We start from the raw sequence: 21002 nt of genomic DNA, 5'->3' as shown, positions 1-21002 counted from the left end.
GGCTCATCGCATCCTGGGGCTGAAGTCGGTCCCAAGGGTTGGGCTGTTCGCCCATTAAAGCGGTACGCGAGCTGGGTTCAGAACGTCGTGAGACAGTTCGGTCCCTATCCGGCGCGGGCGTAGGATATTTGAGAGGATCTGTCCTTAGTACGAGAGGACCGGGATGGACTGACCTCTGCTGAACCTGTTGGGAATCAATCCCATCGCAGGGTAGGCAAGTTGGGAATGGATAAACGCTGAAGGCATCTAAGCGTGAAGCCAACCTCAAGATGAGATATCCCATCGTAAGAGTAAGACCCCTTGAAGAGAACGAGGTAGATAGGGCTGAGGTGTAAGTGCTGCAAAGCATTCAGCTGACAGCTACTAATAGGTCGAGGGCTTATCCAATGCGTCTGATTGATATGTTTTACTGCTGGAGTTATTTCTTTGATATGTTGTTTTTCTGAAGAAAGGAATTGCTAGGGAATTAGACTCTAGGGATTACTGAGTACGCAGTTAATTATATGCTTCTACTAAAGAAGCAGGTACGAGATGGCCCGGTGGCTCAGTTGGTTAGAGCGCCGCCCTGTCACGGCGGAGGTCGACGGTTCGAATCCGTTCCGGGTCGTTAGCCTTTGGGCTTTTATATGGATGGATTCCCGAGTGGCCAAAGGGGGCAGACTGTAAATCTGTTGTCACTGACTTCGGTGGTTCGAATCCACCTCCATCCACTAAGACAGAAATGTCTTTATATGGGGTCTTAGCTCAGCTGGGAGAGCATCTGCCTTACAAGCAGAGGGTCACAGGTTCGAGCCCTGTAGGCCCCATTTCCATATTATCGCGGGATGGAGCAGTCTGGTAGCTCGTCGGGCTCATAACCCGAAGGTCGTTGGTTCAAATCCATCTCCCGCAATTCACTCCGGAGTTCGCTCCGGATTTTTTGTGCTTAAAATGGTAAAAATAAAGTTGTTTTGTGCTTAAAAATAGTAAAAATAAAGTTATTTTGAATAAAGAAGAATGTTGTATATAAAGAAGAAAGCCGCCTATCTTCTTGAAAATAGTCTATTTTCTTTTAGATGAATGCTGTATAATTTACTTCGTTAAGTTGTTTTTCAAAAATTTAGGAGGGAAGAAGCTATGCGTGTAGGAATCTTAACGAGCGGAGGAGATTGTCAGGCTTTAAATGCTACCATGAGAAGCGTGGGAAAGTCTTTATATAATCTATTCGATGACATAGAGATTTATGGCTTCTTAGATGGGTATAAGGGGTTAATTTACGACGAGTATAAAAAGATGGAGAAATCGGATTTTTCAGGAATTCTGACTCAGGGAGGAACGATTCTTGGGACCAGCAGAACTCCTTTTAAGCTGATTCGGGAACCGGATGCAAATGGTTTAGATAAGGTCGAGGCCATGAAGCATACTTATAGAAAACACAGGCTGGATTGCCTGGTTGTTCTTGGAGGGAACGGATCTTTAAAGACGGCGAATCTTCTTAGTGAAGAGGGGTTAAATGTTGTAGGTTGCCCGAAGACCATTGACAATGATCTGTACGGAACGGATATGACCTTTGGATTTTATTCCGCAGTTCAGGTTGCGACCAATGCGATTGACGGCATCCACACTACTGCAGCGAGTCATGGTAGAGTTTTTATTGTAGAAATTATGGGGCACAAGGTTGGCCTTTTGACCTTATATGCAGGTCTGGCAGGCGGCGCAGATATTATTCTGGTTCCGGAAATTCCCTATACGATAGATGCCGTATGTAAGAAAATAGCAGAGAGACATGCAAGCGGATCCCGCTTTTCAATCATTGCAATTGCGGAAGGCGCTATTTCCAAAGAGGACTCCTGTCTTTCCAAAAAGGAGTTAAAGAAGAAGATTGCCGAGGAACGGAAGAAGCATCCGTCTGTAGCCTATAAACTTGCAAAAGACATTGAAGAGAGAATTGGAGCTGAGGTTAGAGTTACGGTACCGGGGCACACACAGAGAGGCGGGCAGCCTGTACCGTATGATAGAGTTTTTGCGACAAGAATCGGTGCGGAAGCTGCCAGAATGATTAAGAAGGAGAAATTCGGTTATATGTTGGCCTTAAAGAGTACGGAAATTGTGCCGGTTCCTTTAGCCGATATTGCAGGAAAACTAAAGACGGTGGATCCGAACTCCGGAATTGTAAAAGAAGCCAGAATGATGGGTATTTCTTTTGGAGATGAGGAATAATCGATATAGATAGGGAGTGTCGCTTGTAAAGCGTGTTGTACGTTGTTAAGTGAAACGGAGAAAGTAGGGCATCGTTTGGGATACACTGCGCTATATAGAAAATGGAGATCCAAGGACTTTGATGATATTGTCGGACAGGACGCCATCACAAGATCCTTTAAAAATCAGGTTAAAAGCGGAAAGGTAGGGCATGCCTACCTTTTTTGCGGTACCAGAGGAACAGGGAAGACTTCGCTGGCAAAAATTTTAGCGAGAGCTGTAAATTGTGAGAATCCGATAGACGGAAATCCCTGCAATCAATGTAAAAACTGTCGTGCCATTTTATCCAATACCAGCATTAATGTCTATGAAATGGATGCGGCAAGTAATCGAAACATTGATGATGTTCGTTTGATTCGGGAACAAATTGAGTATCCGCCTGTAGACATGCGCTACAAGGTTTATATCATTGATGAGGTACATATGTTTACCGAACAGGCAAACAATGCTTTTTTAAAGACTCTTGAAGAACCGCCTGAATACGTTATTTTTATTTTAGCCACTACTGAACCGAATGCACTTCCCATTACCATTTTATCCCGTTGCCAACGCTATGATTTTAAACGAATTGCAGTGGAGACCATTAAGCAGCGTTTAGCCATGATTTGCAAAGAAGAAGGAATCCGGATAGCGGAAGATGCGCTGGAGTATATCGCCAGGATGGGTGACGGTTCTATGCGTGATAGTGTAAGCCTACTGGATCAGTGTGCAAGCTATGACTTTCAGGAGGAAATCTCTTATGAGGATGCCTTGAAGGTGCTCGGGGCAGTTGACACTACGGTTTTCTCGGCACTTGTTCGTGCTCTCAGAACTAAAAACATGCAGGCTGTGATGGAAAATATTGCCACAGTCTTAGAACAGGGAAAAGAATTGACACAGTACTGCTCAGATTTATTGCAGTATTTTCGCAATATGATGCTTGCCAAATCCGTACAAAACTTGCAGGGCTTGGTGGATCTCTCAGAAGAAAATAAGCTATTACTTCTGGAAGATGCCAAAGAAATGCCTATGGAGGAAATTTTACGGGGAATAAGACTTTTATCCGAACTTCTACAACAATTTCGTTATGCCAATCAAAAGAGAGTCTTACTGGAAACCTGCCTGATGAAGCTTGCTTTTCCGGAGACGGAAGAAAAAACGGATGCAATCGCACAAAGATTGGAAGAACTGGAAGAAAAGCTTGCCGGAGGCATACCGTTTGCGCCCGGCGGAAAGCCGGAAGATGCAAATGTAAACAATCAGGGCCAATTCGGGAGTACGGAAGAGGCGAAAATTGTAAAGGTTCCCAAGGCACAATTTGAAGACTATCAGAAGCTGAAGGAAAAATGGATGCTGGTATGCAATTATTTTTCACAACCTCTGAAAGGAATTCTTTGTAATGCTGCGATTTTTCCGGGAAAAGATCGGCACTCCATGATTCTTTCTTGCGAAAAAGATGCGGAAAGGAAAATTCTTTCGGAACGAATCAGCATAGTGGAAGGGGAGCTTAGAGAAAGAGAAAAGATGGAATATCATTTTCATATCAGTGCAGGAGACAAGAGAGAAAGGATGACGCAATACATATCCGATGAGGAACTGGAAAAGATTTCCATGCCGATAGAAATCACGGAGGAGTAAAAAATTCTTAAATATTTGTACTGTAAGGTAAAAATAAGAAAAGTAATGGATTTATCCTGTGAGTTCATGATAAAATAAAAAAGATTATGTAATGAACAAAAAATGACTTTAGGGGGAACAAATGGCTAAGCATGGCGGATTTGCCGGCGGAATGCCCGGCATGAATATGAACAACTTAATGAAGCAATATCAGAAGATGCAGAAGAAGTTGGAAGAAACCCAGGAGGAGCTTGCAAAGAAAGAATATACCGGACAGGCCGGAGGCGGTGCAGTTCAGATTGTCATAAACGGGGAGAAGAAGGTACTCAGCGTAAAACTTGACAAGGATGCTGTTGACCCGGAGGATGTGGAGACCTTGGAAGAAATGATTGCCCTTGCTGTCAACCAGGCTTTGCAAGAGATAGAGAAGGATTCCAGCCAGGAAATGGGTAAACTGACCGGCGGAATGGGATTAGGATTCTAATGGAATATTTTTCCAAAGATATGGACAATTTAGTACAGGAGTTGGGAAGACTTCCCGGAATAGGGCAGAAGTCCGCTCAACGACTTGCTTATCACATTATAAATGGGGACAAGGAACGGGCTTATGCTCTTTCCGAAAGCATCAAAAGAGCCAGAGACAGCATTCGATATTGTAAGAGCTGCTGTACACTGACAGATGAAGAGTATTGCCCCATTTGCGCAAGCTCAGAACGAAATCACGCTCAGATTATGGTAGTGGAAAATCCCAGGGATATGGGAGCCTATGAGAGAGTCGGAAAGTATAATGGCGTGTATCATGTTCTTCACGGTGCAATATCTCCTTTACTCGGAATCGGTCCTGATGATATTCGTCTGAAGGAGCTTATGCAGCGTTTGCAAGGGGATGTGGAGGAATTGATTATCGCTACCAACTCCTCTTTGGAGGGGGAAACAACAGCAAGCTACATTGTAAAGCTGGTTAAACCGATGGGAATTAAACTGACAAGAATTGCTTCAGGAGTTCCGGTTGGCGGCGATATAGAAAATATAGATGAAATAACACTCCTTAGGGCATTGGACGGAAGAGTCAGCTTGTAAAGGGACAAAGGGGAAATATGGATAAGTACGAGTTTAGCATTAAGGCGGAGCAAATTAAGAAAATGGTCGGTCAAGGAGACTATAAGACGGCTATGCAGATAGCCGATACCATTGACTGGAACAGAGTGCGGAATGCAAATTTGCTTTCTTCCATTGCGGAAATTTACGAGAAGAACGGGGAATATGAGGAAGCAAAGGATATCTTACTTCTGGCATTTGAAAGAGCTCCTGTGGGAAAACGTTTTCTATATAAGCTTTCCGAGTTATCCTTAAGTTCCGGCTCTATTGAGGATGCGGTAGAGTTTTACAAGGAATTTTTGGATGTCAGCCCGGAAGATCCGAGAAAGTTTCTTCTACAGTATATGATTTTAAAGGCAAAAGGAGCAATGGCTTCACAGCTGGTACGTCCCTTGGAGCAATTTACCGCGACAGAACTGGAAGAACAGTGGCTTTATGAACTTGCAAAGCTTTACGGGGAAGCAGGACGGGAAGAGGATTGTGTACGGACCTGTGACAAGATGATTCTCCTCTTTGGCATGGGAAAATATGTAGATAAGGCTATGGACTTAAAGCTTCATTATCGCCCGCTTAGAGAAGAAGAAACAGCGGCGCCTTCCGGGGAAGAAGTTGTAGAAAATGCAGTAGCTTCCGTTGTGGAGGAGAAGCCGGAAATGAGAAAGGAAGTGCAGGATTCGGCTCCTCAGAAGGAGGAGAGTCCGAAGGAATTCTTCGATACGGTGGAAAATGAGCCTCAGGAAGAGTCCTCCGAAGGAAAAGAAAAGGCCGAGGAAGAAGAGACGAATGAGGGAGAGCCTGTCCAAAGAGAGGTGCTTTCTACGGAAAAACCTGAAACGGCAAGTGCTGCAGAGGGAGTAAAATTCACAAACTATCATATGATTATCGAAGCAAAGACTCTGGATGAGGCTTTCAAGATTGCCGTGGAAGAAATTAAGTATTTCCACAAAGAGTATCATCTGGACTTTAAGGTTGCCAAAATTGATGCAGATAAGCTGAATGAAAAGGGTTTTGCTGTTTTTGCGGATAAGTTAAAAGAACGGGACCTGATTATTGTCGGTGCCGGGAGATTGAAATATTCCGTTTTGGATGAGATTGAGCAACACATTTTACATCCGGAAGATGATTCTTCCGTGATTTTAGTTGATGAAGTCGATCGCTTTGACCGTCTTGCGGAAGACAGACCTAAGTTCCTGACTTATTTTGATATTGTTTCCAACCATGAAGAGGAAGAAGAGAATCTCTTGGAGGATGTGGATTTGGACGGAGAGGCGGAAGAGCAGTCTTCTGATGCCGTGAAAAAAGATACATCTTTAGAGGACGAAGAGAGCTATCCGGTAGAAGCGGATGAAGAAGACGAGTATCTGGATGAGGAGGAGCAGGAGTATGTTCCGCATAAGCCTTCCATCTTTGAACGCCCCGCAAGACCGTATACGGAAGTTTTAGAAGAAGAGGCAAAAAAGGAAGGTAGCGAGGACGAAGAGCCCCTGGACGGAGACGAAGAGTTTACGGAGCCGGAAGTAGAAGAAAGAAGACAGGAAGGACCGTCTTCCGCTTCTATGGATATAGAAGAATTTGCACAGTATGCCATCGATTATGCTAAAAGCATTGATTGCAGTATTACGGACAAGGGGATTACCGCGCTCTATGAACGGATTCAGCTGATGGAGGAAGACGGCATCATTTTAAACAAAGAAAGTGCTAGAGATTTGATTGAAGAAACGGCGGATCAGGCGGAGAAACCAAGTATCGGAAAGAAAATCGGTTCTCTTTTCCGTCCGAAATACGACAAGGATGACAAACTCATTTTACGAGAAGAACATTTTATGGGGTAAATGATGGGAAGTAGTGAAATAGGGGTAGGAAGTATCCTACTCCTTTCCTTTATTATTTTTGCGGCTTTAGGCTATAGAAAGGGTGCGGTGAAAAAAATTTTTTCCGTCCTTTCTCTTTTTCTGTCTCTTATTCTGGCCAAACTGCTTTATCCCTTTGCCATTAGGGCAGTTGTGGAAAATGAGTTGCTGAAGGGCATTTTTTCAGCAATATGGTCTTTTTTACTTCCTACGAAGGATAAGATGCTTTCCGTTCCGAAGAGCCTTTCCGATTTTCTGCCCTCACAGCCGGAACCTACAAATCCGCCTCTTTTCGGAGGGATGTATGAGGCGGTTGGAAAGTGGCAGGATCAGCTTGCACAGTATATCATCACCTTCATAAACGGGATACTGTTTTTCCTCCTTTTATATCTTCTTTTTCGTCTGCTAATGAAAGTACTGCAACAGGTCTTGGAGTATCTCTTTAAGTTGCCGGGGTTAAATTTCGGAAATCGTATGCTAGGCCTTTGTCTAGGAGCTGTTGAATGGATATTTTTTATTTGGATTATCTTGATTCTTTTCAGCTTTCTCCCGGAAAGTGCGGTTAGCTTATGGATTGTAGACGGCTTTTCCCGAGAAGGAAGCATTCCTTATTTGATTAAGGAGAACAATTGGATTGCACAGATTTTTCTGGGATAAAGAAGCGGGGCGGGAGCTCCGCTTCTTTATCCTTAACGAGTATTGTTCACGAAATGTGCGAGTATCTCGTTTAATAGGCGAAATAAGCAAGGTGCAAGACGTCTTATTTTTGTAAACTATTTTTTCTTGACAGAGTTCCTATAAAACTGTAATCTTAAAACTGTTGTATTTTTTAAATAAAATAAGTATTTACAGAATGAAAATGGTATTTTCTTGAGTCCGGCTTTGGAAAGATGCGGAAGAAGAGCAGGCAGCAGGAGGGAAAATGACAGAAGAAGTCAAAGGCAGTAGAGAAGAGGAACTGGAGCGGATTCGACAGGTAGAAGCCTCTTCGGAATATCAGCAAAAATTAAACATCTTGCGGGAAAAGATGGCAATCAACTTAAAGTGGAAGACTTATCTTATCCCCATTGCAGCGGTAGGAGTCGTATTAGTCATTCTTTTAAAGTTTGTGGGGATTCTGATTACGGCTGTATTGGGATTTGTTTTTCTTTACCCCCTATATAAAAAAAAGCAGGAACTTTTCGGATCCAAGAAGCAAAACAATGAAGCTTTATATATAGAGGAGTTTCTAAGTCCCATCGTGAAAGAGATTTTTCCCGGCGGAGAAATGAAGGTTAAACCGGATTTCCTCCTGGACCCTGTGAAGCAGGTGTGTCCCAGTTCCACGAACTATCGGGGAAATACGGAATTGTGTCTTCGCGATGCCAAGGATATCTCTGTCATGAACCTTTATGCCTATCATATTGTAGAAAGTACGGACAGTAAGGGAAGAACGACGAGAAGAGAAGTAACGGACTTTGCCGGGCAGGTTTTCAGAATGCGCTTTGCGAACCCCTTTTCCGGACATATTCGTGTAATTCCGACGAAGAAGTCAATACTCTTAAAGAGAGAGGTGCAGGACTATCCGAATAAGCAGAAAAACGAGTTAAAAATTGATACGGAAGATATTACACACAACGAGAATTATAATATTTTCTGTACAGATGAGTTCAGTGCAAGACGCTTCTTAAACCCGACCGTTCTGGACTGGTTTGATAAGAATATTTCACAGAGTCAGACGGCAATTTACATCGAAGACGATACCATGTACATTTCACGTTATACGGGCTACTATCTTTTTCCGGTTCCGAATACCATGGAAGCCGTGGAGAAATTATCTATGGTGGAAGAATATAAGAAGCTTAGGGCAGAAATCGATTTTATAGAGAGTTTCACAGAGATTTTTTCATAATATTTTGTTTTCATGAATGAGGGTTAATTTTATTTTAGAGACTGAGCGAAGCTCATTTTCATAAAAGAAGAGAAAAGGAGGAGAAAATATGATTCTAATTCCGATTATTTTGGTGGTGATTTTTTTGTGGTTTATCGGAGAGAGCAATAAGTTAAACCGCTATGTTGTGCTGATAGAGGAGTCAAAAAAGACTGGCGATATCACTTTGGTGAAGCGGTATGATACGATTTCCGAGATGCTGAAGGTGGCAAAAGCCTATGCGAAGCATGAGGAAAAAGTGTTTACGGAGTTGGTAACGATGCGTACCGGAGGAACTGTGCAGGACACAAACCGCGTAATCGCGAATCAGAATGATGTTTTGTCGCAGATTCGTGCCGTAGCGGAGAATTATCCGGATCTCCTTTCTTCGCAGCAGTTCCTGAATCTGCAGAAAGAGATTGCTTCGGAAAATGAGGACCTTGCAGCGGCTAAGCGTATTGTGAACAGCAATATCCGTGTCTTTAACCAGGCCGTCGTTTCCTTCCCGACGTCTATCGTTGCCGGAATAAAAGGAATGAGGAAGTTTGACTTCTTAGAGGAAGAGCTTCAGGGAAAGAGAGATCTAAATGACCTGAATTACGATATTTAAAAGAAGGGTCTGTCAGTACAATCCTTTGCAGTTAAGATACTGAAAATAAATATTTTTACCAAACAAACTGTTTTATTCGGGGCTGTAAAAAATCAAAATAATAAAGTAATTTTTGCAATATAGGTCTGAATGCGGGGTAGTCTGAGCCCGTCGGTACTTGCGAAAAACAAGAGAAACGCAGTTTTTCGCTTAGTATCCGTTACGTGGCGAAGCTAGCGAAAGCGTGCCCCACATTTAGACCTATATTGCTAAGAAAACTATTTTGATTTTTTACAGCCCCTTTTTCTTATTCTTTTTTGGAATAGCAGGTATTTGCTATTGTAGCTTTACAGAGATTAGTGCTATAGTTTAGCGGTGCAAATGAGGTAAGATATGCAACAAATCAGCGTATTTTTTTCAAGAGGAAAATGGAGGCAAATTTATGTCTTATGTCAGTGAAGTATATCAGGAGCTGGAAAAGAAGCATCCCTATGAGGCAGAGTTTCTGGAGGCTGCAAAGAGAATCTTGGAGTCTCTTTCTCCCATTGTAGAAGCAAACGAAGAGGTATATCGTAAAAATGCTCTGCTGGAGCGTTTTGTAGAGCCGGAGAGGATTATCAGTTTCCGTGTGCCATGGACAGATGATCAGGGGAAAAATCATGTCAATATCGGCTATCGTGTGCAGTTTAATTCCGCAATCGGACCCTATAAGGGAGGACTTCGTTTCCATCCGACGGTCAATCAGGCAATCTTAAAGTTCCTCGGCATGGAGCAGATTTTAAAGAATTCTCTGACTGGTCTTCCTATCGGCGGCGGTAAGGGCGGTGCCGATTTTGACCCGAAGGGTAAGTCGGATGCGGAAGTCATGCGTTTCTGCCAGAGTTTTATGACAGAACTCTATAAGTATATCGGAGCGGACGAAGACGTGCCTGCCGGAGATATCGGTGTAGGCGGAAGAGAAGTGGCCTTTATGTACGGTCAGTACAAGAGAATTACCAATCTCTATGAGGGGGTTCTTACCGGAAAGGGAAGAAGCTTTGGCGGATCTCTTGCTCGTCCGGAGGCAACAGGCTACGGCTTAATCTATATTGTGGAGGAGATGCTTAAGGCTGAAGGAAAAGAGCTTAAGGGGAAGGTACTTGCCGTTTCCGGTTCCGGAAATGTAGCGCAGTATGCGATTCAAAAAGCGGAGAGTCTTGGAGCGAAGGTAGTGACCTGCTCCGATTCCAGCGGCTATGTTTATGATCCGGAAGGCATTAAACTGGATGTACTTTTCGATATTAAGCAGGTAAAGAGAGGCAGAATCTCCGAATATGCGGAGCGAGTTCCGGGAGCAAGCTTCCATGCAGGAGAACGTCCTTGGGGTGTAAAATGTGACGTGGCTTTACCCTGTGCTACACAGAATGAGTTAAACGGGGAAGAAGCGAAGACTTTAATTGCGAATGGTTGTTTCTGTGTTGCGGAAGGCGCTAATATGCCTTCGGACGAGCATGCAGTAGATGTTTTCCTGGAGAAGAAGATCCTCTATATGCCGGGAAAGGCGGCAAATGCCGGCGGTGTTGCCGTGTCCGCTTTGGAGATGAGCCAGAACTCTCAGAGACTCTCTTGGAGTTTTGAGGAAGTGGATGAAAAGCTGAAAGGCATTATGCAGAACATCTATAAGAATGTTTCCGGAGCAGCAAAGAAATACGGTTATGAAGGAAACTTTGTAGTAGGAGCGAACGTTGCCGGCTTTGAAAAGGTTGCCGAGGCTATGCTTAGTCAAGGAATGGTATAGAGAGAAAAGGGAAGTTTAAACCTGATAGGGATGAAAAGAAAGCGGAAAACATGGAGCATCGCAGTTCGGATTTTCCATGATTCCGCTTTTCTTTTTTTATAAAAAAGCGACAGACAAGATGTATTCGAGTCCTCAATTATCCATTTTAGCGGAAGCAGGCAGGGGTCTTGTTTTCTTAAAATTCCGGGAATTGCCTTGCAATGCGATGGAAAGTATCGTAATATTCAGAGATACTATTCGGTGGAGGCCGAGATTGAAGGAGATACAATGCACAAGTTTCTGCGTTCCATAGGATTTTCCGCGCTGCAAAATGATCGGGAGGCGGAGTTTTATCTGGATAGAGCCATTCATGAGAAGTATCGGACAGCTTTTATTTCCGACAATTCAGGGAGAGTGATAGAGCAATATCAGCTTCCGGTAGCTTCATCTATGGGAATTACGGTCGTTGGCCACAGAGATGGCGGAGAGTTTGTTCGGGACTACTATTTTCCGTATATGCAGTCTTATGAGGGAATAAATACAGAAGAGGCCGGGATAGAGAGACATACGGAAAAAGAGACATATGCGGGGGTAATGGAAGATTTCAGCTCGGGGATTACGCTTATTTTTTATCTGTGTAATTCGCTGGAAGCCCGTCAGCTGAAAAGGATGGGAGTTCCCTTAAAGCCCAAGCAGGCTTTTCTGACCGGCATGGCCGTGGAAGGAAAGATTATCCTACCGATTGAAAAGCAGAATGAGGATGAGGATGTCTTTCAGAATAAAAAGCGGGAGCAAAAAAAACTTTTTGATGCGGCAAAGGCCGGAGATGAGGACGCCATAGAGATTCTGACAGAAACGGATATCAACCTGATGTCGGAAATCAATCGGCGAATTGAGGAAGAGGATCTCTATAGCCTGGTGGAAAGCAGTTTTATGCCGACCGGGATAGAATGCGATCAGTATTCTATATTGGGAGAAATCATTTCTCTGAGAATGAAGAGCAATGTCTATACACATGAAAATGTTTTAGACTTAAAACTGCAGTGTAACGATGCCATTTTCCATGTTTGCATGAATGAAAAAGACCTTCTTGGTGTTCCGGCTATCGGAAGACGTTTTAAGGGAACGATTTGGATGCAGGGGGAAATGGAGTTTTTAGACGATCATCAATAGACTATGAAAGAAAAGGAAGACGTACTGTCTCACATCAAAGACCTATGGCAGATGGCGGAGGAGCGTGGCTACGCAACAACGAGTGCCTTTCTATCGGAAGAGGAGCGGGCAAAGTTCCTGCAAAGTATTAGGGGGGAGCGAGGCGCCTCCTATTTTCTTTTACCGGAAAATGGGGAAAGACAGCTCTTTGCTTTCTATCCGAGTTTTATGACGGAGGAAGAATGTAGAAGTTCTCTTTCCGGAGAAAATGCGCCCTTTTCTATCTTGGAAATTCGGGGAAAGCAGAAAAAATTCGCAGAGAAGCTCTCTCACAGAGATGTTCTCGGTGCAGTGATGAATCTGGGCATTAGCAGAGAGCAGGTCGGGGATATCCTGTTTCAGGAAGATGCCTCCTACCTTTTTCTCTTACGGAAAATGAAGGATTATGTAGCGGAAAACTTATCCACCATCCGACATACGGCAGTACAGTGTAAAGAAGTTGTCGAGACGGAGGGGATGGAGAGAAGAGAGGTCGAAGAGCGGATTTTCGTGCCTTCCGAGCGCCTGGACGCCGTTGTTTCCGCCGTTTTCCATCTTTCGAGAGGAAACGCGCAGGAGTACTTCCAAAAGGAATTCGTTTACCGGGACGGGATAACGGTAAAGGGCAGCAGCAGTCTAAAGGGCGGAGAGAAAATCTCCGTCCGCGGCCTTGGAAAGTTCCGCTATATCGGGGTGGAGAAGAATACGAAGAAGGGTCGGATTGTAGCGGTGATTTTGAGGTATGTTTGATAATAAAGTAAGGGGAACAAAGCTGCAATCCCCTCTTTCGTAAAGGCGCTCTCGCTTGGGCTCCGTGACTGAGCGTGAGCTGGAGGCTCACTGCTCACTTTGCTTCGCAAAGCAGATTTCGAAGAAATCTGGTCGGATATAAAAACAGACTTTTCTTGTGAAAAGTCTGTTTTTGCGTAGCGGTACTAAACTCGCACTTCGCTTCGCTCGTGTTCGTTAAGTGCCGGAGTCTCCGCACACTTTACTTAAGAGTATGGCTGGAGCTTTTCTATATAGCATATACCCGTAACTGTGCCTCCAATGCAGCCGGAACTTTAGCGGAAATCAGGATGCCGTCTTCTTCATAGGAGAGGGAGAGGAGTTTTCCCTCGCTTCGGATGCGACTTTCATAGGCTGATGCGGAGTAGGGGAGGAGGATGTTTACCTGCTTAAGACCTGCCGAGAGGACTTGTGAAATCTTTTCGACAAGCTCTTTTAAGCCCAGCTTTTCTTTTACGGAAATGTAGAGCTTTTCGCCTCGCAGTTTCGGAAGCTCTTCCAAAGGAAGAACTTTATCGCATTTATTCATCACATAGAGCATGGGGATATGCCCGGCTTCGAGCTTCTTTAAAGTGTCCAGCGTGGCATCCATGTGTTTCTGATAATTTTCATCACTGTAATCCACAACCTGTAAAATCAAATCCGCTTCCACAGCCTCTTCCAAGGTGGAGTGAAAGGCATCGAGGAGCTTGTCCGGAAGAGAACGGATAAAGCCTACCGTATCGGCAAGCAGAAATTCTTCGCCCTTCTCCTGCACAATTCTTCGAATGGTGGTATCGAGGGTGGCAAAAAGCATATCTTTTTCTTCTACGCCCTCTGCCTGACTGTCCTTACTGAGGGCAAGGAGCGCATTCATAAGGCTCGACTTTCCCGCATTGGTATAGCCGACCAGTGCAACTCTCGGAATAGCCGCTCTATCTCTTTTTTGTCTTTTTACTTTTCGCACTTCCTCCTGTTTTTTTAATTCTCTGCGAAGGATAGCCATTTCTTCTTGAATTTTCCGCTTATCCAGCTCAATCTGCTTTTCTCCCGAACCACGGTTGGAAAGGGAGCCGGAGGCGCCACCTTGACGAGAGAGGTTTTCCCGTAAGCCGACAAGGCGGGGGAGCAAATACTCAAGCGTGGCGTACTTAACCTGCATCTTCGCTTCCTTGGTTTTCGCTCTTTCAGAGAAGATTTGTAAAATAAGCTGTGTGCGGTCTAAAACCTCACAGGGAAGTGCTTTTGTTAAATTGTGAAGCTGAGACGGAGAAAGCGGATTTTGGAAAATAACGAGATTTGCCTCATGGAACAGAACGGCTTCTCGTACCTCTTCCACCTTACCGCTTCCGATAAAGCTTGCGCTGTCTTCTCTCGCAAGGCTCTGACTAAGGCTTGTTACGGGACGAATGCTTAAAGCTTCACAAAGCCCGGCAAGTTCTTCCATATCGAGAGAAAAATCTTTATTGTCCGGAAACTGTACTCCAACGAGGATAGCTTTTTTTTCTTCGATTTTATATTCTTCCATAAAACTCCTTTTTATCTTCCTCAGGGTAACCCCAGCCCTTAGCTCTTTTTACAAAGAAAAAGCTGAAGAGGAAGGGGAAGACTAGGAGGAAAAGATAATGCATAAGAATCCTTAGGGCGGTATCTGCAAAAAATTCCTCCGGCATAATGTCAATCATGCGGCTCAGGGTAGGATCAAACTCCCAGTTTCCCTGTGAGAAGAAAATATGATGAAACTCTGTAAACGCGGTATTGAAATTTACTACGGCATAGAGGGAAAGGAGAAGCAGGACGGAAAGCAGTCCTATAGAAGTAAAGAGAAAGCCCTTTCCCAGAATATAAAAGGCTCTACCATGCTCCAAAATCAGAAGGAAAAAGAGAATGGCGAGGCAGGAAAGAACAAACATGGTGCGTAGTGTAAGACTTGTTGTAAACAGCACCCGAACATCCGCCATGTGGGAAGCCTCATCTTCTTGGTAAAACTCCGTGCTTTCTCCATTTACCGAAACGGGAATTAAAAGGTTCTCCCGATCCCCCCGAAGATAACGCAGAGTTTCCCGCATCACATTTTCCAAATCGGAAAGAGGAATTTCCTCCCCCCTATATTCCTTAAGACTTTCTTCTACTTTGAATTTTTTAAATTCTTTTCTATAATAAGAGGAGTTATTATAACAAGCTAACTCAAAAGCACTGACAAAAAGAATAAAGTAAAGCATCAGCGTGAAAAGCACAGCCAAAATAGGATAGCTAAAGCGCAGATATTTTTTCATAAAAACCTTTCCGAAAACTTTTTTTGCATCATAAATACTTCGATATTGTAGCATAAATAGGGCGGAAAGAATATCTGTGTCGGCAAAGAAAGGGAGTGCGCTTTATGAATTCAGAGCAGATCGAAAAGAAGAGACAGGATGAAATCCGTTTGATTTCGGAGATGATTTCTCTATACTGCAAGAAGAAGCACGGTAGCTCCGGGGCACTTTGCGGAGAATGTAAGGCGCTTTCGGACTATGCCATATCGAGGATTGCCCGTTGTCCTTTTATGGAAAAAAAGAGTTTCTGCAGTTATTGCCCGGTACACTGCTATTCGCCGGAAATGCGGGAGAAGATTCGGACGGTCATGCGGATAAGCGGACCGAGTATGCTGCTCCATCATCCGCTCTTATCGATTTCTCATGCGGTAGAGGGAATAAAAAATAAGAAAGCGGGAAAAAAGCCGGATGCTTAGGGGATAAAACTGAAATGATGGAAAAGGAAAGTGTAAATAGATAAAAGAAAAGGGAGAATTAATGATTAAAATGCGTTTGATTCGGCTCTTAGAGGGGGCCGGAAAGTATATTGTTTATCAGATTTTGTGGCAATGGATTTCTCTCCTTGCTGAGGTTGTGATTGTGTACAATATTGCCCATCTCTTAGAGAATGCTTGGCAGCAGAAATTAAGTACGGAGGGGATAGCACTTACTCTGGGAATTGTCTTACTCGGACTGGGCTTTCGCCTTCTTTGCGACCGCCTGTATACAAAGGCGAGCTTTCATGCCAGTGCGGATGTGAAACGAATCCTCCGCAATAAGATTTATGGGAAAATGCTTGCCCTAGGGCCGTCTTATCGAGAAAGCGTAAACAGTGCGGAAATCGTGCAAATGGCAGGAGAAGGCGTGGAACAGCTGGAAACCTATTTCGGAAGGTACTTAAGTCAGTTCTTCTACTCCCTTTTGGCTCCGATTACCCTCTTCTTTATCCTCTCGCGCATCAGCGTTCAAACGGCACTGCTCCTCCTACTTGCTGTGCCTCTTATTCCTATTGTCATTATGCTTGTTATGATTGTAGCCAAAAAATTGCTCAGCAACTATTTTGCAATCTATTATGGACTTGGCGACAGCTTTTTGGAAAAGCTGCAGGGCATGACCACCTTAAAGATTTATCAGGCGGATCAGGCTGCGGCGGAGGACATGGACAGGGAAGCGGAGCTTTTCCGGAAAATCACGATGAAGGTGCTTTCCATGCAGTTAAACAGTACTTCGGTGATGGATATTGTCGCTTACGGCGGGGCGGCGGTCGGGATCATCTCGGCACTTGGTCAATTTTCCAAAGGGGCAATTTCCCTTTCCGGTGTTTTCATGATTACCCTCCTTGTGGCGGAATTCTTTCTTCCTATGCGACTGCTCGGAAGTTTCTTTCATATCGGTATGAACGGCATGAAGGCAAGTGACCGTATCTTTGCTTTTCTGGATCTTCCGGAAGCGGAAGACGGGAAAGCCGTACTGGAAGAAAAAGAAATACGGATTTCTATGGAGAAACTTTACTTTTCCTATGAGGAGAGTCGGGAAATCCTTCGTGATGTCGAACTGGAGATTCCCGCGCGCTCCTTTGTGTCCCTCGTGGGTCTTTCCGGATCAGGAAAATCCACTATAGCCGGGATTCTTATGGGGAAAAATAAGGGCTACAAAGGCTCCGTAAAGTTAAACGGCAGAGAGCTTACGGAATTTTCGTCTCGGTCTGTCCTCGATAAAATGACGATGATCGGGCATGACAGTTGGATCTTTAAGGGGACTGTGCGGGAGAATCTTCTTCTTGGAAATCCCGGTGCAACAGAGGAGGAGATGAAGGAAGCCTTAAAAAAGGTAAACCTCCTCTCCTTTATAGAAGCACAGGGCGGACTTGCTATGCCGCTCCTTTCGAATGGTACCAATATTTCCGGAGGGCAGAAACAGAGACTTTCTCTTGCAAGAGCACTTCTCCACGATACTCCGGTCTATATTTTTGATGAAGCGACATCGAATATTGATGCGGAAAGTGAAGAAAGGATTATGGAGGTCATTCATGAGCTTGCAAAGAGCAGAACGATTCTCTTGATTTCCCATAGGCTGGCTAATGTTGTAGGGAGTGATTGTATTTTCATGTTGGAAAACGGTAGAGTGGCGGAAGCCGGAAAGCATGAGGAGCTCCTTAAAAAGGGAGGCAGCTACAGCCGTTTGTTTAAGGAACAAAAGGAGCTGGAAAGCTTTTCCGAAACACGTAAAGAAAGTTCTACAGAAAAACAAAAAGATACTGGTTTTGAAGAACAAGGGATTATGGAAGACTTGCAGGATAAAACAGGAGAAAGGGAAGATACGGTAGAGGAAGGAGGGGAAAAGCATGAATAAAAGAAGGTCGGATTTGGCCATTATGCGGAAACTTATCGTTCTTGTAAAGCCTCTTACGGGAGTAATGCTGACCGGTATTATCTTAGGTGTTTTGGGATTTTTATGTGCAATCTTCCTGACCATTCTCGGGGGATACGGAATCCTAAAGGGGATTTTGGAGCTTCCTGCTTTGCATGGGCTTTCCGGAGACGGTTTATTTATGCCGGGGGGCGTCATCTCTTTTGTTACAGGCTCATGGCAGAAGCTCTTTACCGTGATTTTCCTCTTTGCCGTAGCACGTGGAAGCTTGCACTACGGCGAACAGTATTGTAACCACTACATTGCCTTTCGAATCTTAGCGATTATCCGTCACAAGGTATTTGCCATATTAAGAAAACTCTGCCCGGCAAAGTTGGAGGGAAAGGAAAAGGGGAATCTCATCTCCGTGATCACTTCGGACATCGAACTCTTAGAGGTCTTTTTTGCGCATACCGTTTCCCCGATTGCGATTGCCTTTTTAACTTCGCTGATTATGCTGATTTTTATCGGAAAGCAACATATCCTGGCAGGGGGAATTGCTTTTTTTGCCTATCTTACTGTCGGCGTGCTACTTCCCATATGGAATGGAAAGCGCAGCGCGGAAGCCGGCATGGCGCTTAGAAGCGAGATGGGAGAGTTAAATAACTTTGTTTTGGACAGTCTCTACGGTCTGGATGAAATCCAGCAATACCATGTGGGAGAAAAGCAGGCTATGGAAATGGACGAAAGGTCGAAAAGACTCTCCGCTTTCCAGAGAAACTTAAGCTCCTTTGAGGGCTCACAGCGTGCGGTGACGAATCTTGCAATTCAGCTGTTTTCCTGGGGAATGTTTTTTACCATGCTTTTCCTCTATCAGAGCCATGCCGCAAGCTTTTCCGCTCTGCTCCTTTCCACCCTTGCCATGATGAGTTCCTTCGGGCCGGTTGTAGCACTTTCTTCTCTTTCCAATACCTTAAACCAGACCCTAGCCTCCGGAGAGAGGGTGCTTTCCCTTTTAGAGGAAGAGCCGGCGGTTGAAGAGGTATCGAACGGAGAAGAGATTCCCTTTAACGGTGCAAGCGTCGAAAAACTGAAGTTTTCTTATCAGGATGAAATCATTCTGAATCAGGTTTCGATAGACATTCCGAAGGGAAAGGTTCTCGGGATTCACGGCGTCAGCGGCTCCGGAAAATCCACTCTTTTAAAACTGCTCATGCGTTTCTGGGATGCGAAAGAGGGAGAGATTTTATTTTCCGGAAAAAATGTAAAGGAAATCAATACGGACTGTCTTCGTAAAATGACAAGCTATGTGACACAGAATACGATTCTTTTTCATGATACCATCGGGAAAAATATTGCGGTCGCAAAGCTCTTCGCTACGCAGGAAGAGATTGAAAATGCGGCGAAGAAAGCCAGCATTCATGACTTTATCATGAGCCTCCCCAAAGGATATGAAACGAAGGTGGGCGAGCTCGGAGATTCTCTTTCTGACGGAGAAAAGCAACGAATCAGTCTTGCAAGAGCCTTTCTCCACGATGCGGAGCTCTTGCTTCTCGATGAGCCTACCAGCAATCTGGATGTTTTAAATGAGGGCATTATTTTACAGTCCTTAGAGAAAGAAAAAGAAGGAAAGACCGTAGTGCTGGTTTCTCACAGACAGTCCACCATGTCCCTCGCCGACCGAATTTATGAGATGGAGAAGGGGCGAGTTTCTTAAGTTAGGAGAATAGTATGGGAAAAGAAACAAAAACCAATGCGTGCAGGATTCTCGACAGGGCGAAGATTTCCTACGAGGAAAGGGAGTACCCTGTAGACGAAAATGATCTTTCCGGTGTGCATGTTGCGGAAGTGCTCGGTGTTCCGCCGGAGAGTATGTATAAGACCTTGGTCCTAAAGGGCGATAAAACGGGCTACCTTGTGATTTTAATTCCGGTAGCCGAGGAGCTGGACTTGAAAAAGTGCGCGAAGCTTTCCGGAAATAAAAAGGTGGAAATGCTTCCCATGAAGGATTTACAGGGGATTACCGGCTATATCCGGGGAGGCTGCAGTCCGGTCGGAATGAAAAAGCAGTTCCCGACCTTTGTGCAGGAAGAAGCAAGGGAGCGGGAGGGCTTCATTATCTCCGCCGGAAGAAGAGGAGCACAGCTTGTCCTCTCTCCGACAGAACTAGTCAGCTTCCTACGGGGAGAGTTTGCGGATTGTATTCAAAAATAGAGCGATTTAGAGTCTCATTTTCCAAGAAAAAATAAGCAAATGAGAAAATGCGGATTTTATGTATAACATTTTTTTGGAAAAATTTTATTTTCCATGCAATAAAATGCCCTCTTGCTGCATTGTATGCTTATGTTCTTTCGTTGACCCAAAATAAGTATGACACAGAAGATGTTTTGCAGGAAACCTATGTAAGCATTGCAGAAAACGCAAATTCCTACCGAGGTGGAAGAAAAGGTGGACGAGAAGTATTCCTTTTCCTTCGTGGAAAATCTGGAACACAGATTGCTTTTGGAATCCGCCATGCAGATTTTGGAGGAAGAGGAAAGACAAATTCTGTTTCTCCATGCCGTAGCTGGCTGGAAAAATCGAGAAATTTCGGCAAGCAACGGCGCTGTAAGAAAGGCTGATGCCGAAAGAGACGATTAAGAGAAATTGCAAAGATTATTGTATTCACGTAAATGGCTTGAGCGAATAGCGAAGAAAAAAGTATAGAAGAAAGTTCCTTTTCACTTCAAAAAAGAAATTAAGGGATAGGCATAAAAAATAGGCTATGAAATCAAAGCTTTTTACACTGTGCAGGTCCGTTGCAGGGCACGCTCCCGTTAACCTCGCCCAGTAGGGGATACTAAGCGAAAAACAGCATTCCATTTGTTTTTCGCAAGTACCCACGGGCTCAGATTACCCTGCAACGGGCCTGCACAGCAAAATACTACAGCTTTGTTTTTTATAGCCTATTTTTTCTCTTTATGCCTTTAATGCAGCTTCCAGCACTCTCTTTACATTTTCCTTTGCTTCGTCGTACTGTTCCCCTTTATGCGCTTCGTAAATTTTCTCTTCCTTTACGAACATCGCGGGAGTTGCCCAGTAATCGTATTGATTGGCAATCTCGGGGTGCAGTCCTTCGTCGATTTCTTCAAATTCTACCTTGCCGTATTCAGGATTCTCCGAAATGAGTTCTTCTCTTGCCTTTCTTGCCTGTGCACAGTAGGGACAACCGTTAACATAGAAAAATTTTACTTTAGACATATTTATTCCTCCATATTCTTAAAATTCCGGGCTTTTCCGGGTGAAACAAAACAGTATTGCTGCCATGGATAAAGCCTTTTTATTTACAAGGGGCCCGCGCAAATCGTGCGGTATCTCAAGTACA

At 44.3% G+C, this 21002-nt stretch carries 19 protein-coding genes, 4 tRNA genes and 1 rRNA gene; 21 read left to right on the top strand and 3 right to left on the bottom strand.

Annotated elements, in window-relative coordinates:
* The 16 genes from HMPREF9624_RS10880 to HMPREF9624_RS10805 form a co-directional block, all read left to right on the top strand.
* A 23S ribosomal RNA gene (locus tag HMPREF9624_RS10880) occupies positions 1 to 387 on the top strand; the annotation flags it as partial.
* Between the two features lie 146 nt (positions 388 to 533).
* Positions 534 to 607: transfer RNA gene (locus tag HMPREF9624_RS10875), tRNA-Asp, on the top strand.
* A gap of 21 nt (positions 608 to 628) precedes the next feature.
* Positions 629 to 710, top strand: a tRNA-Tyr gene (locus tag HMPREF9624_RS10870).
* Between the two features lie 23 nt (positions 711 to 733).
* A tRNA-Val gene (locus HMPREF9624_RS10865) sits at positions 734 to 806 on the top strand.
* A gap of 12 nt (positions 807 to 818) precedes the next feature.
* A tRNA-Met gene (locus HMPREF9624_RS10860) sits at positions 819 to 892 on the top strand.
* A gap of 224 nt (positions 893 to 1116) precedes the next feature.
* Positions 1117 to 2199: a 6-phosphofructokinase gene (locus HMPREF9624_RS10855; RefSeq protein ID WP_009537789.1), complete on the top strand. Its 1083-nt coding sequence runs from the start codon at positions 1117 to 1119 to the stop codon at positions 2197 to 2199.
* A 42-nt stretch (positions 2200 to 2241) separates the two neighbouring features.
* Positions 2242 to 3855, top strand: a complete 1614-nt coding sequence (gene dnaX, locus HMPREF9624_RS10850; RefSeq protein ID WP_242822649.1) for a DNA polymerase III subunit gamma/tau — start codon at positions 2242 to 2244, stop codon at positions 3853 to 3855.
* A gap of 121 nt (positions 3856 to 3976) precedes the next feature.
* Positions 3977 to 4318, top strand: coding sequence for a YbaB/EbfC family nucleoid-associated protein (locus HMPREF9624_RS10845; protein WP_009428276.1), 342 nt, complete (start codon positions 3977 to 3979; stop codon positions 4316 to 4318).
* Positions 4318 to 4914 carry a recombination mediator RecR gene (gene recR / locus HMPREF9624_RS10840; RefSeq protein ID WP_009429864.1) on the top strand — a complete coding sequence of 199 codons (597 nt, stop codon included), beginning with the start codon at positions 4318 to 4320 and terminating at the stop codon, positions 4912 to 4914. The genes HMPREF9624_RS10845 and recR overlap by 1 nt, the downstream gene beginning before the upstream one ends.
* 17 nt (positions 4915 to 4931) lie before the next feature.
* Positions 4932 to 6764, top strand: a complete 1833-nt coding sequence (locus HMPREF9624_RS10835; protein WP_009537787.1) for a tetratricopeptide repeat protein — start codon at positions 4932 to 4934, stop codon at positions 6762 to 6764.
* The gene (locus HMPREF9624_RS10830; protein ID WP_009537786.1) at positions 6765 to 7439 is read left to right on the top strand and encodes a CvpA family protein; all 675 of its coding nucleotides are present in this window, start codon (positions 6765 to 6767) and stop codon (positions 7437 to 7439) included.
* A gap of 265 nt (positions 7440 to 7704) precedes the next feature.
* Entirely contained in the window at positions 7705 to 8673 is a 969-nt protein-coding gene (locus HMPREF9624_RS10825; protein ID WP_009537785.1) for a DUF3137 domain-containing protein, read from the top strand.
* Between the two features lie 88 nt (positions 8674 to 8761).
* Positions 8762 to 9301 carry a LemA family protein gene (locus HMPREF9624_RS10820; RefSeq protein WP_009537784.1) on the top strand — a complete coding sequence of 180 codons (540 nt, stop codon included), beginning with the start codon at positions 8762 to 8764 and terminating at the stop codon, positions 9299 to 9301.
* A 421-nt stretch (positions 9302 to 9722) separates the two neighbouring features.
* Entirely contained in the window at positions 9723 to 11057 is a 1335-nt protein-coding gene (gdhA, locus tag HMPREF9624_RS10815) for an NADP-specific glutamate dehydrogenase (RefSeq protein ID WP_009428672.1), read from the top strand.
* Between the two features lie 267 nt (positions 11058 to 11324).
* On the top strand, positions 11325 to 12209 hold the full coding sequence (locus HMPREF9624_RS10810) for a DUF3881 family protein (RefSeq protein WP_009537783.1): 885 nt from the start codon (positions 11325 to 11327) through the stop codon (positions 12207 to 12209).
* A 3-nt stretch (positions 12210 to 12212) separates the two neighbouring features.
* Positions 12213 to 12977, top strand: a complete 765-nt coding sequence (locus tag HMPREF9624_RS10805) for a YlmH family RNA-binding protein (RefSeq protein WP_009537782.1) — start codon at positions 12213 to 12215, stop codon at positions 12975 to 12977.
* Positions 12978 to 13245: 268 nt separating this feature from the next.
* Here HMPREF9624_RS10805 and hflX read toward each other — a convergent pair whose 3' ends face one another.
* Together hflX and HMPREF9624_RS10795 are read right to left on the bottom strand one after the other, a co-directional pair.
* Positions 13246 to 14523 (bottom strand): GTPase HflX, encoded by a 1278-nt coding sequence (gene hflX, locus HMPREF9624_RS10800; protein ID WP_009537781.1) that lies wholly within the window; start codon positions 14521 to 14523, stop codon positions 13246 to 13248.
* The gene (locus HMPREF9624_RS10795; protein WP_009537780.1) at positions 14510 to 15271 is read right to left on the bottom strand and encodes a TIGR01906 family membrane protein; all 762 of its coding nucleotides are present in this window, start codon (positions 15269 to 15271) and stop codon (positions 14510 to 14512) included. Before HMPREF9624_RS10795 ends, hflX begins: the two co-directional genes overlap by 14 nt.
* Before the next feature lie 104 nt (positions 15272 to 15375).
* On the opposite strand from HMPREF9624_RS10795, the gene HMPREF9624_RS10790 reads away from it, so the two are divergent.
* The 5 genes from HMPREF9624_RS10790 to HMPREF9624_RS10770 all read left to right on the top strand — a co-directional run bounded on the left by HMPREF9624_RS10790 (position 15376) and on the right by HMPREF9624_RS10770 (position 20278).
* Positions 15376 to 15726, top strand: a complete 351-nt coding sequence (locus HMPREF9624_RS10790) for a nitrous oxide-stimulated promoter family protein (RefSeq protein ID WP_009537779.1) — start codon at positions 15376 to 15378, stop codon at positions 15724 to 15726.
* A gap of 61 nt (positions 15727 to 15787) precedes the next feature.
* Positions 15788 to 17641 (top strand): ABC transporter ATP-binding protein/permease, encoded by a 1854-nt coding sequence (locus tag HMPREF9624_RS10785; RefSeq protein WP_009537778.1) that lies wholly within the window; start codon positions 15788 to 15790, stop codon positions 17639 to 17641.
* Positions 17634 to 19355, top strand: coding sequence for an amino acid ABC transporter ATP-binding/permease protein (locus HMPREF9624_RS10780; protein ID WP_009537777.1), 1722 nt, complete (start codon positions 17634 to 17636; stop codon positions 19353 to 19355). Before HMPREF9624_RS10785 ends, HMPREF9624_RS10780 begins: the two co-directional genes overlap by 8 nt.
* A gap of 14 nt (positions 19356 to 19369) precedes the next feature.
* Entirely contained in the window at positions 19370 to 19852 is a 483-nt protein-coding gene (gene ybaK / locus HMPREF9624_RS10775) for a Cys-tRNA(Pro) deacylase (protein ID WP_009537776.1), read from the top strand.
* Between the two features lie 195 nt (positions 19853 to 20047).
* On the top strand, positions 20048 to 20278 hold the full coding sequence (locus HMPREF9624_RS10770) for an RNA polymerase sigma factor (RefSeq protein ID WP_009429607.1): 231 nt from the start codon (positions 20048 to 20050) through the stop codon (positions 20276 to 20278).
* 318 nt (positions 20279 to 20596) lie between these two features.
* On the opposite strand, the gene HMPREF9624_RS10765 is transcribed toward HMPREF9624_RS10770, so the two are convergent.
* The gene (locus HMPREF9624_RS10765; RefSeq protein WP_009537775.1) at positions 20597 to 20878 is read right to left on the bottom strand and encodes a thioredoxin domain-containing protein; all 282 of its coding nucleotides are present in this window, start codon (positions 20876 to 20878) and stop codon (positions 20597 to 20599) included.
* Positions 20879 to 21002: the final 124 nt, after the last annotated feature.

The sequence above is a fragment of the Oribacterium asaccharolyticum ACB7 genome (genome assembly GCF_000238075.1).
Lineage (GTDB): Bacteria > Bacillota > Clostridia > Lachnospirales > Lachnospiraceae > Oribacterium > Oribacterium asaccharolyticum.
This window is presented reverse-complemented; position numbering and strand designations above follow the sequence as displayed.

Coding starts and splice junctions, on each gene's coding strand:
- HMPREF9624_RS10810 (WP_009537783.1), top strand. CDS start 11,325: ATGCACAAGTTTCTGCGTTCCATAGGATTTTCCGCGCTGCAAAATGAT.
- HMPREF9624_RS10835 (WP_009537787.1), top strand. CDS start 4,932: ATGGATAAGTACGAGTTTAGCATTAAGGCGGAGCAAATTAAGAAAATG.
- HMPREF9624_RS10830 (WP_009537786.1), top strand. CDS start 6,765: ATGATGGGAAGTAGTGAAATAGGGGTAGGAAGTATCCTACTCCTTTCC.
- recR (WP_009429864.1), top strand. CDS start 4,318: ATGGAATATTTTTCCAAAGATATGGACAATTTAGTACAGGAGTTGGGA.
- HMPREF9624_RS10790 (WP_009537779.1), top strand. CDS start 15,376: ATGAATTCAGAGCAGATCGAAAAGAAGAGACAGGATGAAATCCGTTTG.
- HMPREF9624_RS10805 (WP_009537782.1), top strand. CDS start 12,213: ATGAAAGAAAAGGAAGACGTACTGTCTCACATCAAAGACCTATGGCAG.
- HMPREF9624_RS10820 (WP_009537784.1), top strand. CDS start 8,762: ATGATTCTAATTCCGATTATTTTGGTGGTGATTTTTTTGTGGTTTATC.
- hflX (WP_009537781.1), bottom strand. CDS start 14,523: ATGGAAGAATATAAAATCGAAGAAAAAAAAGCTATCCTCGTTGGAGTA.
- HMPREF9624_RS10780 (WP_009537777.1), top strand. CDS start 17,634: ATGAATAAAAGAAGGTCGGATTTGGCCATTATGCGGAAACTTATCGTT.
- HMPREF9624_RS10765 (WP_009537775.1), bottom strand. CDS start 20,878: ATGTCTAAAGTAAAATTTTTCTATGTTAACGGTTGTCCCTACTGTGCA.
- HMPREF9624_RS10825 (WP_009537785.1), top strand. CDS start 7,705: ATGACAGAAGAAGTCAAAGGCAGTAGAGAAGAGGAACTGGAGCGGATT.
- HMPREF9624_RS10845 (WP_009428276.1), top strand. CDS start 3,977: ATGGCTAAGCATGGCGGATTTGCCGGCGGAATGCCCGGCATGAATATG.
- HMPREF9624_RS10795 (WP_009537780.1), bottom strand. CDS start 15,271: ATGAAAAAATATCTGCGCTTTAGCTATCCTATTTTGGCTGTGCTTTTC.
- gdhA (WP_009428672.1), top strand. CDS start 9,723: ATGTCTTATGTCAGTGAAGTATATCAGGAGCTGGAAAAGAAGCATCCC.
- ybaK (WP_009537776.1), top strand. CDS start 19,370: ATGGGAAAAGAAACAAAAACCAATGCGTGCAGGATTCTCGACAGGGCG.
- HMPREF9624_RS10785 (WP_009537778.1), top strand. CDS start 15,788: ATGATTAAAATGCGTTTGATTCGGCTCTTAGAGGGGGCCGGAAAGTAT.
- HMPREF9624_RS10855 (WP_009537789.1), top strand. CDS start 1,117: ATGCGTGTAGGAATCTTAACGAGCGGAGGAGATTGTCAGGCTTTAAAT.